The sequence below is a fragment of the Rhodococcus sp. MurmanLake-1 genome (genome assembly GCF_056945715.1).
In genome coordinates this window covers 99,957-114,622 of sequence record NZ_JBWZNF010000015.1, presented here as the reverse complement: position 1 = coordinate 114,622, position 14,666 = coordinate 99,957, and the positions used below count along the sequence as shown (strand labels likewise).

General features: G+C 62.3%; 9 protein-coding genes. 6 read left to right on the top strand and 3 right to left on the bottom strand.

Annotated elements, in window-relative coordinates:
• Nucleotides 1–94: 94 nt before the first annotated feature.
• Nucleotides 95–2,026, bottom strand: coding sequence for an acetate--CoA ligase (gene acs / locus AC2ETI_RS28450; RefSeq protein WP_483634706.1), 1,932 nt, complete (start codon nt 2,024–2,026; stop codon nt 95–97).
• Between the two features lie 259 nt (nt 2,027–2,285).
• Here acs and AC2ETI_RS28445 point away from each other — a divergent pair, with 259 nt between their 5' ends.
• Nucleotides 2,286–3,767, top strand: coding sequence for an aldehyde dehydrogenase (locus AC2ETI_RS28445; protein WP_030003148.1), 1,482 nt, complete (start codon nt 2,286–2,288; stop codon nt 3,765–3,767).
• A gap of 765 nt (nt 3,768–4,532) precedes the next feature.
• On the opposite strand, the gene AC2ETI_RS28440 is transcribed toward AC2ETI_RS28445, so the two are convergent.
• Entirely contained in the window at nt 4,533–5,696 is a 1,164-nt protein-coding gene (locus tag AC2ETI_RS28440) for a CaiB/BaiF CoA transferase family protein (RefSeq protein WP_051636678.1), read from the bottom strand.
• 969 nt (nt 5,697–6,665) lie between these two features.
• On the opposite strand from AC2ETI_RS28440, the gene AC2ETI_RS28435 reads away from it, so the two are divergent.
• The 5 genes from AC2ETI_RS28435 (at nt 6,666) to AC2ETI_RS28415 (ending at nt 12,749) form a co-directional block, all read left to right on the top strand.
• Nucleotides 6,666–7,013, top strand: a complete 348-nt coding sequence (locus AC2ETI_RS28435; RefSeq protein ID WP_030003145.1) for a hypothetical protein — start codon at nt 6,666–6,668, stop codon at nt 7,011–7,013.
• A gap of 10 nt (nt 7,014–7,023) precedes the next feature.
• Nucleotides 7,024–7,647, top strand: coding sequence for a Dabb family protein (locus AC2ETI_RS28430; RefSeq protein ID WP_483634705.1), 624 nt, complete (start codon nt 7,024–7,026; stop codon nt 7,645–7,647).
• A gap of 814 nt (nt 7,648–8,461) precedes the next feature.
• Nucleotides 8,462–9,571 carry an NDMA-dependent alcohol dehydrogenase gene (locus AC2ETI_RS28425; protein ID WP_030003143.1) on the top strand — a complete coding sequence of 370 codons (1,110 nt, stop codon included), beginning with the start codon at nt 8,462–8,464 and terminating at the stop codon, nt 9,569–9,571.
• A 218-nt stretch (nt 9,572–9,789) separates the two neighbouring features.
• Nucleotides 9,790–10,275 carry a hypothetical protein gene (locus AC2ETI_RS28420; RefSeq protein ID WP_030003142.1) on the top strand — a complete coding sequence of 162 codons (486 nt, stop codon included), beginning with the start codon at nt 9,790–9,792 and terminating at the stop codon, nt 10,273–10,275.
• A gap of 1,055 nt (nt 10,276–11,330) precedes the next feature.
• Entirely contained in the window at nt 11,331–12,749 is a 1,419-nt protein-coding gene (locus AC2ETI_RS28415; RefSeq protein ID WP_051636677.1) for an MFS transporter, read from the top strand.
• Between the two features lie 277 nt (nt 12,750–13,026).
• Here AC2ETI_RS28415 and AC2ETI_RS28410 read toward each other — a convergent pair whose 3' ends face one another.
• Nucleotides 13,027–14,013 (bottom strand): alpha/beta hydrolase, encoded by a 987-nt coding sequence (locus AC2ETI_RS28410; protein WP_483634704.1) that lies wholly within the window; start codon nt 14,011–14,013, stop codon nt 13,027–13,029.
• Between the last annotated feature and the right edge of the window lie 653 nt (nt 14,014–14,666).

Genomic DNA, 14,666 nt, shown 5'->3' with positions numbered 1-14,666 from the left:
CGCTGCGACGAGAACGACTCCCACGTCAAACGCGATTCAACCTGTATGAGTCTGCCGCGCTCCCCCTGGCTACGTGCTGCCGTTGAAACTGGCCCTATTTGCCGCGTATTGCGTCGAATACCTTGGGGTCGACCAGGGTTGAGGTGTCTCCGAGGTCTCGGCCTTCGGCTACGTCGCGCAGGAGGCGGCGCATGATCTTGCCGGATCGGGTTTTGGGCAGTTCCGGCACGATCGTGATTTGACGCGGTTTGGCGATGGGGCTGATGTCGGTGGAGACCTGCGCCTTGAGCTCGGCGATGAGGACGTCGCCGGTGTTCTCGACGCCTTCGCGCAGGATCACGAACGCGACGATGCCTTGTCCGGTGGTCTCGTCGGCGGCGCCGACGACGGCGGCTTCTGCGACGCCGTGATGGTTCACCAGTGCTGATTCCACTTCGGAGGTGGAGATGCGGTGACCGGAGACATTCATGACGTCGTCGACGCGGCCGAGGACCCAGAGTGCGCCGTCGTCGTCGTACTTGGCGCCGTCACCGGCGAAGTACCAGCCTTCTTCGGCGTAGCGGGACCAGTAGGTGTCGCGGTAACGGTCCATGTCGCCCCAGATGCCGCGCAGCATCGCCGGCCACGGCTCGTCGAGGACGAGGTAGCCGTTGCCGCCGGGGCCGAGGGGCTTGGCGTCGTCGTCGACGATCTTCGCGGAAATACCGGGCAGGGGTGCCATGGCGGATCCGGGCTTGGTGGCGGTGATACCGGGGAGCGGGGAGATCATGATCGCTCCGGTCTCGGTCTGCCACCAGGTGTCGACGATGGGTGCTTTGTTGCCGCCGATGACCTCGCGGAACCAGCGCCACGCTTCGGGGTTGATGGGCTCGCCCACAGATCCGAGGAGGCGGATCGAGGACAGGTCGTGGGCGTCGGGGATCTCGCGGCCCCACTTCATGAAGGTGCGCACGAGGGTGGGTGCGGTGTAGTAGATGGAGACGCCGTACTTCTCGATGATGTCGAAGTGGCGGTGCTCGTTCGGGGAGTTGGGGGTGCCTTCGTAGACGACCTGGGTGACGCCGTTCGAGAGGGGGCCGTAGACGATGTAGGAGTGTCCGGTGACCCAGCCGATGTCGGCGGTGCACCAGTAGACGTCTTGTCCGGCTTTGTGATCGAAGACGTTGTGGTGGGTGTAGGAGGCTTGGGTGAGGTAGCCGCCGGAGGTGTGGATGATGCCCTTGGGCTTACCGGTGGTGCCGGAGGTGTAGAGGATGAACAGGGGATGTTCGGCGTCGAAGGCCTGCGCCTCGTGCTCGGGTGAGGCTTGTGCGACGGTTTCGTGCCACCACAGGTCGCGGCCGTCGGTCCAGTCGACGTCGATGCCGGTCCGGTTGACCACCAACACGTTCTGGACGGAGTCGGCGCCGTCGACGGATTCGTCGACCGCGGTTTTGATGGGTGCTGCGGCGCCGCGTCGCCACTGGCCGTCGACGGTGACGACGAGTTTGGCTTGGGCGTCGTCGATGCGTGAGCGTAGGGCGGTGGCGGAGAATCCGGCGAAGACGACCGAGTGGGTCAGTCCGAGGCGGGCGCAGGCGAGCATGGTGACGATCGCTTCGGGGATCATCGGCATGTAGATTGCGACGCGGTCACCGGCGACGAGGCCGAGGTCGGTGAAAGTGTTTGCGGCGCGGCTGACTTCGGCGAGGAGGTCGTTGTAGGTCAGATCGCGGGAATCGCCGGGTTCGCCTTCGAAGTGAATGGCGACGCGGTCGCCGTTGCCGGCGAGGACGTGGCGGTCGACGCAGTTGTAGGCGACGTTGAGTTTTCCGCCGACGAACCACTTGGCGACGGGGGCGTCGGTCCAGTCGAGGACGTCGGTCCATTTCTCGTGCCAGTGAAGGCGCTCAGCCTGATTCGCCCAGAAAGCGAGGCGGTCGGTATCTGCGGCAGCCTGCAACTCCGGTCCCGCGTTGGCGGCCGCAGCGAACTCTGCGCTCGGCGGATATGCCTGGGGGACGTCTGTTTCGACGGAACTCGCCACAGTGCGTGTGCCTTTCTGTTGGTGAGTAGTGAGACAGCAGGGCCTGTCATCGGTTAAGGAGTGCTGTCGGCAGGAAGCTAGTGTCGCGATTCTGTGGCGTGTGTGGATTGAAGTTTCCCGCGTAGTGGACATTCCTGCGATTATGACCGCGAATGAGCGCCACTGTAATGGGGCTGGGTCGACATGTAGACCGAGTTGCCAAGCAGGCTCCCCGCATCAATTCGGCGGAGAGTCACAGTATTCCGACAGAGGCGGTGTGATGACAGATCTGAACTTCACGAGAACCGAGTTGTTCATTGGTGGCCGGTGGTGTGCCCCGATTTCTACCGATTCGTACGAGTTGGTGGAAGCGTCGACGGGGAAGCCTCTCGGATCGGTTCCGCTTGGCGCCCGCGGCGACATCGACGCGGCGGTCGCTGCTGCGCGAGCCGCGTTTGACGACGGGCCGTGGGGGCGGACGACGCCCGCGGAAAGGGCTGAGATGTTGCGTCGGTTTGCAGCCGAACTCCAGTCACGTGGTGAGGCGACCGCAGAGTTGATCAGTCGCGAGAACGGCTCACCGCTCGCGACTTCCTACGGTGCGAATGTATCCGTCCCTGTTGCCACCCTCAACCAGTATGCTGCGATGGCGGAATCGGGTTGGTTCGAAGACCTTCGGGACACCTATCTGGGGGCGACAGTCGTCCGCAAGGTTCCGGTCGGCGTCGTTGCGGCCATCATCCCCTGGAATTTTCCGCACCTCATCGCGATGGCAAAACTCGCGCCGGCACTCGCCGCCGGATGCACAGTTGTCGTTAAGCCCTCTCCAGAGACTGCCTTGGATGCGTTCGTGCTCGCAGACGCGGCAGAGGCGGCCGGTCTGCCAGCCGGTGTAATCAATGTCGTGCCTGCAGATCGCGACGTCAGCGCCGCGCTCGTGGCGCATCCCGACGTCGATAAGGTCACCTTCACCGGCAGCACGGCCGCGGGCCGTCTCATCAGCGAAGTCTGTGGACGGCTGATGCGGCCGGTCACTCTCGAATTGGGCGGGAAGTCGGCGTCGATCGTTCTTGAGGACGCGGACCTGGACGTGTTCGAGGCGAATCTGGCCGCGACGTCGTTCGTCAACAACGGGCAGGCATGTGTCCTGCTCTCGAGGATCCTGGCTCCGCGGTCTCGCTACGACCAGGTCGTTGACGTGGTCGCACGGGTCGCGAAGAGTCTGGTAGTCGGTGACGCGCTCGATCCCGCCGTGACTTGCGGGCCGATGGCAGGCCGTGTCCACCGCGATCGCGTTCTCGGCTACATCGAGGAGGCCAAGACCTCTGGCGCACGGCTCGTGACGGGCGGTGGCGTGCCGGAAGGCCTGGAGGACGGATGGTTCGTCGAGCCGACAGTCTTCGCTGACGTGGACAACACGAGCCGACTGGCCCAGGAGGAGGTGTTCGGGCCGGTGATCGCGGTCATCGCGTACGACGACCTGGATGAGGCGGTGGCCATCGCAAACGACAGCGACTACGGCCTCGCCGGGGCGGTCTGGACTGCCGACGAGCGTCGTGGCGTCGATGTCGCTCGGCGCATCCGCACCGGCACCGTCGGCGTGAATTACTACCAAATGGACCTCGGCGCGCCTTTCGGTGGAGTCAAGGCTAGTGGACTCGGCCGCGAGTTCGGTGTTGAGGGAATGACGCCTTACATCGAGTACCAGTCGGTCTACGTAAGTGCAGATTACAAGGCAGGAGAGCCGCAATTGAATCTCTGAACACCGCCGACGATGGTCACGTTCGAGTATAAGGATGCCTGGCGCAACTGCTGTGAAGCGGCAGAAAGAGTCGACAGGATCGAGCCGGGCGAGCCGCGGATCAGCGAGGTGCTGGTCCGCAACTCGTCACCACCGGCAGTGAGGTCGAGAAACCTATTCGCCACCACAGCCGCGCCGTCGAGTTGCGAGCCCGAACCCGACGGCTCATCGACCGCGGCGCGGGGTGGTCGCCGGCCAACCGGCCGCCACCGCTCGCCGTCGACCCTCTGATTCGCCACTGCCATCATCGCGTGAGCACCCTCGCTCCAGAGACTCGCTCGTGGCTGTTCCCCGGTGACGTCGGGTCCCCGGACGCTCGTGTCGACCTCGAAAGCTCCCGAGGAATTCGCGCCTCTGTCGCCCGGGCGCCCGACTTGATCTGCCTGCTCACGTCGCAGCCTTGGCCTCACGCAAATCGCTGACCTGGATTTCACCCCGTCCGACCAGCTGCACATCAACGCTGCCACCTCCCTGCCTCACGGCAACTCTGGGACGCCAGGGTATGGGCGCGATGGAGGACACGCTCGGGTGGACGAACGGTGAGAGTGAAGAGCATCTGCACGGCTGCGGCCGCCACCACGAGGAGCGCCGAAAGGGAAACGGGCGCTTATTGAATAGCCAGCGCAGCCTGTCTCGGCTTCGCGTCGACGCACCACTGAACATCTCGACCCACCATGACGCGCCGTAACGGAGCGCGACCCTGTGACCCCTACCCCCGGTCGCAACTCAGTCGGCAAGCCAGCGATCGATCTTCGCTTGATTGGTTCCCGTCCTGCCGAGTGCACCCGTTTGCGCGGGCGAGGGCGGCGGAGTGCCATGGAAGCGAGTCGCGGTCCGCGCAACGAGATACCGGCCGCCGGTTGCGTCGTCGATTTCCTGAAAGAAGTTCACCGCCTGCAGGTGGGGGTCGTCGAAAAGCTCGTCGGTGGTGTTCACCGTCGTCGCGGGGATGTCGAGATCGTCGAGGATTTTCAGCCACTCGGCAGTCGACCGCCCGGCGAGGATCTCTTCGAGGATGATGTACAGCTCGTCGATGTGCTGGTTCCGTGAATGGGCCGTCCGGAACCGGTCCTCTTCGAGAACATCTACGCGGCCGACAAAGTCGAGGAACCTGCGCCAATGCCCTTCGTGGTAGACCACCACCGAAATCATGCCGTCCGACGTCTCATAGGGACGGCGATGGATCGATCTCATGCGCGCGTAGCCGGTGGGCCCCTCGGCAGGGATAAAGGCGCGGCCGCCCCACTGCTCCATCATAGTAAAGCTAACCATCGTCTCGAACATCGGGATTTCGACTGCCTGACCTTCGCCGCTTCGTTCACGTCGTAGGAGTGCCGCAAGGATGGCGTTGGCTGCGGCCTGACCGCTGACTTTGTCCGCGATCGCCGATGCTACATACGAGGGCTTGCCTACCACGTTCGACTGAAGCCAGGACATGCCAGATGCAGCTTGGATGCAGTCGTCGTACGCGGGGCGGCCGGAGTACGGACCGTCGCTTCCGTATCCCGTGATAGCGGCGTGAACCAGCCGCGGGTTAACCGCGAGTGCTGTTTCAGGACCGATGCCCAGCTTCTCTGCGGCGGGCAGCCGCATGTTGTGCACCAGGCAGTCAGCTCGTTTGATGAGGCCGAGGATAGTGTCCCGCGTCGCCTCCACCTTGAGATCCAGCTCGATGCTGTTCTTGTTGTGATTTCCCGCGATGTAGACACTGGCTGGCCCGAGCCCGCGGGAGGCGCCGAGACTTCGCGTGATGTCTCCTCCCGGAGCCTCCACCTTGATGACATCCGCGCCGAGTTCGGCGAGCAGGAGCGTGCAATACGGGCCCGAAAAAGTCGTGGTGAAGTCGAGGATTCGGATTCCTGCTAGAGGTCCGGCTGGAGTGTCTGCCATTTGTGTGCTCCTTCTTGAGGGGCCCGGTGATTCCGGGTTCTCGGCAAGCTGTCTTCAACTCTAACAAGATAGGATCCAATAACGGATTCAGAACCAGTATCCGGAATCGAGCGCGGGTTCGGATAGCACAAGACTTGGCGAAACCTGTCCCCGAAGACGGACGACCTCGATGCCCGGAATGCGCGGTGCGACTCATTGGCTGTTCTCCCGCTGCCGCGAACGCAAACCGGGGGTTGGTGACGTTCTTCGAGAACAGAAAAGCGATGTCGATGCGGAGTGGATCCGACGCCGCGACGTCCGCGCGTGGGGTCGACGCTCAACATTGTCCCGCCAGTTCTGGATTCGCTCGACGACGGGCGGAGGCAGACTGGTGGGGGCGAGCCGAGGCGACCGACCTGGGGACGTCGTCGGCCCTCCGAATTATGGGTCGGCAGTGGATGCTGAGACTATCAACGACGAGCACCGATGTGGCCTCAGCCGGAAAACCTTCGAGTACATTGACGCAACAGTTCAACGGACGGCGAAACATTCGCTCGTCGTGTAAATGTGAACACTGCGTCCCGGAACTCTTCGCGCCACCCTCGCTCTCGGGGTTTCATCTTCGATACGTGGCAATTTCGCACAATCCCGTCGGCATTCGCACCCCCGGCGCCCAGGAGTGTCAACCGATGAACCTTTCACGGGAAACCCGGCTCGATGGGCCGATTGACAGGACTAGTGAAAACGCCGGAGGGATTGTGATGGTCCTCGAGCGTTTTTCGCTGTCAGCGTCGCCGTGGCGTCAGTAACCCTGTCGCCGTCGCTATCCCCTGAGACTATGGCGCATACCGGGTGTAATTCGCGGCCGCCTGATCTTCTTCATGGTGTGCTGGGGATGGCCACCTGCTTCGCCGGTGACGCCGAGGATCTGGCTCCCGGTCAACGGGAAGGCGGGCGTAGCCGGGTGGCGCTTGGACCTAGCGTGGATGCATGACCGGCCACACGATTTTCATCGTCGATCGCATCCTCGTCGAGCCGGGCAAAGCTCGTGCATTCGTCGACGCGTACAGGGTCGACTACGTACCTCGTGCGCAGAGGTTGGGGATGGCTCTGGACGGAATACTCCTCAGCCCACCGGTGTGGTTCGAGGATGATTCCAACGTGGTGACGGTGACGTGGGCGGTGTCCGGCTCCGCAGAATGGTGGCAGACGGCCATCGGTCGCAGGTTCGACCCGGTCGTCACGGCATTCTGGACCCAGGTCGAACCGATGGTCAAGGAGCGTAGTCGAACCATGGCGGCGCGGATCGAGGACGTCGAGGAGATGTGTGATGTATAAAGTTACGCGTTTGATTCACCTCGAACGTCCGGAAGGTCAGGTGGCAGACGCCGTGGCGCGGGTGCGGCTTGCGGCGGACACGAGCCGGGCGACCCGGGCGCTCGTCTCTCCGACCCTGGCGGGCGCGCGCAACGGGGGCGATGTCCTTGTGCACCTAGAGTTCCCGACTCAGGACGAGTGGTGTGTCGCGCGCGATATCATCGACGAAGCCGTCCGAGGTGATGACACGCGCCACGTCGACGGGGTGGAATACTGGGGGGGCAGTACCGACCCTTCCTGGACGGGTGCGCGCCCCCGTGCCGACGAGGCATCGGTGTATCGGGCGCTCCTCCTCAAGGTCGACGACAGCGCGGCGCGATCGCTTGTGGAGAAATTCGAGAAAGAACTGCTGAGGATGCCGCCGTATATCGATTCGATGATGTCCTGGCAGCTCAGCCGCGTCGGCGCCTCTCAGGGCGCGAGTGAGTGGACGCACGTGTGGGAACAGTCGTTCACAGATCTGGACGGACTGCTCGGCCCGTACATGCACCATCCGGTGCACTGGGGCTATGTGGACAGGTGGTTCGACCCCGAGTGTCCCGACCAGATTGTGAAGGAACGCGTGTGCCACAGCTTCTGTGCCATCGCACCGTGAGTCGGCCGGCCATACGCGTCACCGGCACGTTGCGGGCCGAGGCGCGCTCCACCGAGAACCGAGTACCCGGTCCTCGGCTACGCACCAGCGTCGGAACACCGCACGAATTTGATACAGCGCCAAGCGATTCTGCGCGGGGACGTCACTCGCTGCGTAGACAGGCTCAGCAGACGGCGTGGTCGCGTCGGCGACCGATTCACTCCCGAACAATCCGGCGAGGAATCTCGCCGCTACACCGTCATTCTGGCGGCGCGCACGATGTCGGAGGGCGACGATGTTCGTCAGCGACAACGTCTCAAATCAGAGTGCTTGCGAGGTTTCTTGGACATGTGGTCTTCGGAGATTGTGGATCCGATTGCTCCCCGTCGCTCAATAACTGTCCGCGCAGTGGGCAATCGATATGCGTCACGGGGTGCGAAGCGGCAAATTGAGCCTTGATGGAGGTGCGTCGTGACGCTTTCAGACCCGGCCCAGGTGGACTAACGAGAACCGACGTGTTCATCGGACGCTTGGAGGGTGTACCAATCGGCCGACCGGTACGAAGTGGTGGAGACATCGTCAGGCCCCTAGGTGCCGTCCCTATCGCCGGATCGAGGATGTGAATGCTGTGGTAACTGTAGCCAGGCATGCCGTTATCAGACGGATCTCGCCGCCGGTACGGCGGTGCCTCATCCAGCGGGCTCGGTTAGGAATTCGGGCCGTGGTCTCGCGACCTTCATTGATTAACAAAGCGTTTCGCCCGTTCGGGTCAGTTGCTGGCTCGGATCAACTGAGTAGAAACACGGCATTCGAGGGAGAAAGAGATGGATCGAAAATGAGGACACGTGCAGCAGTGTTATGGGCGCCAGGTGAGCCATGGTCGGTTGAATCGATCGAACTCGACGAGCCCCGATACGGTGAAGTATTGGTACGGCTGGTCGCGACCGGCCTGTGTCATTCGGATGAGCACATGCGTGACGGAACGAACGTGATGAAGTATCCGTTCATCGGTGGGCACGAGGGTTCTGGCGTTGTCGAGCGAGTGGGTCCGGGCGTGCACGACCTGGAGCAGGGGGACCACGTCGTCTTCAGTTTTATTCCCGCTTGTGGCCGGTGCAGGGCCTGTTCGAAGGGAATGTCGAGCGTGTGCGACATGGGGGCGCATCTGGGTATCGGTCTTCAAATCAGTGACGGTACAGCTCGGCACCGTGCCCGCGACAAGGATGCGCACCTGATGTGTGTGACAGGGACCTTTGCCGAACACACTGTCGTGCACGAGTCCTCATGCATCAAGATCACAACGGACGTTCCACTGGACAAGGCAGCCCTGGTCGGGTGCGGCGTCACCACCGGGTGGGGATCCTCGGTTTATGTCGGCGAGGTGACGGCTGGAGATTCGGTGGTGATCCTGGGGATGGGCGGCGTCGGTTGTGGCGCGGTGCAGGGAGCAGCGCAGGCCGGTGCGAGGCACGTCGTGGTGGTCGACCCGTCAGAGTTCAAGCGTTCCGAAGCCAAGCGATTCGGTGCGACCCATGTCGCCGAATCCGCCGAGGAAGCGCTGGATCTTCTGCGGGAGTTGACCTGGGGTGCAATGGCTGACGTTGTGGTAGTCACTGTTGACAAGATGACCGGCCAGCACGTGGCGCCTGCTATGGCATTGCTGGGCAAGGGCGGCATTTGCGTGCAGGTGTCGGTCGGCGATCCCACGGAAACCAGTATCGACATCAGCCTCATCGATCTTACGTCGATGAGAAAGTCGATTCGCGGGTCGTGGTACGGCAATGCAAATCCGCGATCCGATGTCCCACTACTCCTCCGCTTGTACATGGAAGGAAAGCTTCGTCTCGACGAGATGATCACCAAGACATACACGTTGGATGAGATCAATGACGGTTTCGAGGACATGAGGCGGGCCGAGATCATCCGAGGAGTGATCGTCTTCTGACCGCTCTCGCCGAGAAAAGACCCTCGCGCTGATTCTCTGCTCACGTCGCCGAGTGGCCGCTCCCCGGGCCCATATCGGAGGTCTAGCGCGCAATAACTTCTGAGCTGGGAACGTGTCAGCTGAGTGAGACGCGAGGTGTCGCACGGATGCACCACGCGGCATCGTGTGAGGACGCATACGTGCCATACGAAGCTGGTCAAGAGCGAGGAGTTCATTTCATGACGTCGCATGTCGGTGAAGGATCCCGCGATAGCAGCAAGCTGAGCCAGTTGGTCAACGGATGGTGGTTTCACTACGACGAGTGGTGTCCAGAGGCGCTGCGAGCGCTGATCGCCGACGACTTCAACTTCCGCTGCAGGAGTGACACGGGCGCAACCGCGTACGAAGACTTCATTCGCGTTGACTTGACGGGGGCGGACGAGGTGATGGCATGGCAGGAAACGCACCGTCTCGCCAGTCCGTACCCTTTGCGCCACCACTGCAGCAACATCTTGTTCACGTCACATCGTGACGGGGTCACTGAGTTCTGCGCCTACATATTCGTAACGAAGGTCGTTGACGGTCGTCCGCACGCACTGTCTAGTGGAATCGTGCACGGTGCGGCACAGGAGTCCGGAGGACAACTGGTGCTTGCGAAGCTCCAGGTCGTGCTCGACACCAGGGAATCCGTTGCGTACTCGGACCTGCCTACGATCGCGCCCTGAGAGCTGTTTGGACTGTATGCGGGCCTAGCCATTTGGTGCCAGAGAAAGGAGGTCACAACAATGACGATCAATGAACACGAAGTCGCCACAGAACATCCCGTTTTCCACGTTCACCTCTGTCCTTGCTGACCAGCATCGAGTTTGACGCCACCCTGCGTATCGTGGCGCTCTGCCAGACTTCACGACCAACACACCGAGTTGGGTGCGACTGTGTCGGCGAGATCAAGTACTTCGATGACATGTTTGCTGACGAGCTCTGCGTGCCGCGGATTGTCCCGCGACGGTGAACGTGCCGCCTCGACTCCTTCAAATGAAAAGGATTGTGGAGCAGTCGATGACGCGGCTGGCAACTGCCAGGAGCGATAAGGTGACGCCTGGATGGGGCGCCACGGTCGGAAGGCCTGTGAGGAGGCAGCGCCCGACTGTCAGGGGAGCGGATCGTAGCTTGCGCGCTCTTTCTTGTTTTGCTCTACGGCGGGGCTCATCTCGGGTGCTGAGGCACATGGCCCGTGTTCTGGCTGGTCGTGGCGGCAGCGTGTGTCGGGTGCGGAGTGCACCTGGTCGGAAGTCCATCCGCACGGGGGCTGGCAATCACTGAGCTCATGTCCGTCGCGATGATAGCGGTACATTCGACCCCATCTGACCCATCGACTCATGATCATGTCGGATCCGCGTCAGCCGTCAGCCGTCAGCCGTCAGACTCGATTCGGCCGGCATGTCCCATTCGATGAAGATGTCGATTGCCTTCACCGCGAGCGAGCTGGTCCTCGCGCGCACAGCATTGTCGGCGAGTATTTCCGAGTCCTGCTAACAGGAACGAGCCTGCTACACCCAAAAGCGCGCTCCGACGGCCATCGATAGGGCTTGGTGGTCGATACGGGGTCGCGACTCGACACAAAGTAGAAAATATCAGAATCATGACTGCCGCCGAGCCAACGGCGGGGGAGCGAGCACCGTTGCGTACCAATGTAGATCCTTCAACGCCGAGGCCGATAGATGGCGCCGAGAAGGTAGGGGCGTCCTCCTCGGTGACGGTCCGAGGTGCTCGCAGGACGATGATCGGCATCATTGTGTTGTGCACGTCGGGGATAGCAATGTCCCTCACTCAAACGCTCATCATGCCGTTGATCCCAACCTTGCCGCGAATACTCGACACGTCGGCGTCGAATGCCTCGTGGGCGGTCACCGCGACGATGGCGGTCGGAGCAATGGTGACGCCGATCGTGGGACGCCTCGGGGATATGTACGGGAAACGTCGTCTCCTGCTTATCTGCGTCGCAGCGGTAGCGGTGGGCTCACTGATCTGTGCTGTCGCGCCAGGACTCACGGTGTTCCTCGTCGGTCGTGCACTGCAAGGACTGGGCGTGGCCTTCGTGTCGGTTGGAATCAGCGTGATGCGGGAATTCGTCCCGGCGGCGAAACTCGGGACTGCCGTCGGAATGATGAGCTCGTCATTAGCTGTGGGAGGTGCGCTCGGGCTGCCTCTTTCTGCTTTCGTGGCAGAGGTCTACAGCTGGCGACTGTTGTTCTTCCTGGCCGTCGGGGGGTCGGTGGCTTGCTACGTTGGCATCTACAGCCTCGTTCCTCCGAGCGTGATCCGGACTGGCGGGCGGTTCGACCTCGTCGGTGCGGTCGGCCTGAGTGCCCTGCTCCTCACACTCTTGCTACCACTGAGCAAGGGCCCTGACTGGGGTTGGATTAGTCCGATCACCATGTCGCTGGGCGGATCGGCAATCGTCATTTTCGTGGGTCTTGTGTACTACGAACTGCGGCGGCCAAATCCGCTTCTAGATCTACGCATCGCAGCACGGCGAGACGTGCTGCTTGCAAACATCGTTGGCGTTATGGCGGCCTTCGCCTTCTACGGGATGGAACTCGTTCCTATCCAGATGTTGATGGCGCCATCTTCGGCACCACACGGACTCGGGGTATCCATGATGGCTGCTGGTCTGCTTATGGCTCCGGCCGGACTGGCGGCATTCGTGTCGTCAAACATCGGTGCACGCATGGTGACGGGTTTCGGGGCTCGCAGCACGCTCCTGACCGCGGGTGTACTGCTAATTACCGCTGTGGCAGCGATGTTGGTTGCACTCGTGATTGAGTGGCAGTTCCCTATAGCCTTCTTGGTCGGCGTCACCTGCGTGATAGGGACGTCTGTGGGCATGTCGTATGCGACACTGCCGACTCTCATCATGGAGGCAACTCCGATCGAACAGACCGGAGAAGCCAACGGTCTGAACGCGCTGATGCGGATCATAGGGCTCGCTGCGGCCGCCGCAGTGGTGGGAATGATTCTGGCGAACAATGTCACCGATGCTGCCGGCACCAGTTTCGTAGTGCCATCTTCCTCGGGATACATTGGGGCTACTGTCACCACGTTGGTCGCTGGTGTAGTTGCGACCGTCGCAGCGATATTCTTGTCGCGGAAGCAACATGCAATGGCTGCGGATGTCCCGCGACAGTACGGGCGGTGAGCGAACGTCCGAGATGAAGTGCCGTACACGACAGTGCCCCCGAGTGTTGACTGGTTCCTGGTTCTGGCTTTGTTCGATTGTCACGATGTCGATCAGAGGCACGGGGCAGAGGCACCTTCGGACGGACATTACCTCGACCGTATTTCGACGTGTTCCGTGGCCCAGGTGCTCGTCGATTTAGACAAGAGGTGCTGACCGCGAGTGAGGTTCTCGGGGCGGCACAGACCCGCGAACCGTTTCGTTCATCGGCTCGAACCGGGACCACAGACTCGCCCAGTCAGGGGGTGAACGCAAACCGTGCCGCGACCAGTGCTCCGACTTCGCGGACCGCGGCCCGTGCCCGGATCACCGTCGGTACCTGCATAGCGAAACCGTGTCCGACACCGGGATATCTCAATTGCGCGGTGGGAACGCCCGCGTCTCGAAGGCGATCGCCGTACTCTTCGACGCCGTCGCGGAGTGGGTCAGCGTAGCCCACGGCGATGACCGCAGGCGGAAGACCCGCGAGAGATGTCGCCAGCGCGGGTACCCCGTATTCGTCATCGACCGACGGATCATCACCCAGGTACAGGCTCTTCATCCAGTCGATGTCTTCGGCGACGAGAAAAGGACTGTCGCCGAACTCCCGCATCGAGGGCCGGTCACGGCGCCGCTCGAGGCCGGGATAGAACAACACCTGCTGGGCAATGGCCGGCCCGCCTTCGTTCCGTGCCCGCAACGCGGTCGACGCGGCGAGCCCGCCGCCCGCGCTGTCACCACCCAATCCGATCTGTGTGTTGTCCAAGCCGATTTCCTCGGCGGATTCGTGGGCCCAACACAGCGCCGCATACGCCTCGTCGTTCCCGACCGGGTAGCGATGTTCTGGCGCGAGCCGATAGTCGACGTTGATTAAGACAGCTCCGGTAGCGGAGGCGACGTCGCGAGCGAGCCGGTCGAAAGAGTCCAGTGTCCCCATGATCATGCCGCCGCCGTGGAACCACACGAGTCCGGGAGCGCCGATAGCGGGGACCCCGACCGGTCGGTAAATTCGCACCGGGACAGTTCCATGTGGACCGCCGAACTGAGTCGTCACCACCGACTCCATATCGGGCCCGGCGGGGCGGATGATCGCCTCGAGGTTGCGCCGCACCGCTTCGACACCGGCAACCCGCGCAGGCGGCAAGTTGGCCGCGACAATCCGGTCGACGATGACGGCGACGTCCGGATCCCAGACCCCACCACGCGAAGGGGTGATCGGTGATTCAGGGGAAGTGCTCGAGCTCATGGTCTGACTCCTTGATCTCTTCATTTGATCGTCGTGGCGAGAGTGGGTACGCCTCACCGAGTGCGTTTGGCTGTTGTGGGACAACACTCCCTCGCGTCGCTCACCGCCGCGACGATGTTCGTCCATCAGATTGCCAAGTCGATCGTCGTCGTTCCGGCGAGGGCATCATCATCGCCTCGTGCCCTGCTACGACCCTGTCGCGCGCCTGCCAAAGTCGTAGAGATTAGGTTTAGCGGTAAGGAATGGCAAGCTTCCACAGGCGCCGCAGTTCCGCGACAACCAGACTCAGCGGCGACGGCTCGGACATGGCGAAGTGAAAGTCCCAGTTGGCCAGGCGCATCGGAGGAACTCGGCTCAGTCCGTCGCGGAGGTGACTGGGTCCGCCTCACGGCGAGGCTGATAGCGTCGAACACCGGAAATTTCGCCAGCACCTTGCCTTCGAGCACCGCGCGCGAAGTATGTCCGAGCGAACTCCGCCCCTGTGCAAGGCGGGCCGCGCATAACCAATATTGTGCCTGTGTTCGACGATGCCCTGGGACGCGAACTCACGTAAACCCCCTGGATCGGCAGCCGACCTCGAAGTTCTCGATTACGACGTCGGCGCCTCCGAACGGATGCCCGACTGCAACACGGCCAGGCCCGGCCCGCAGGTC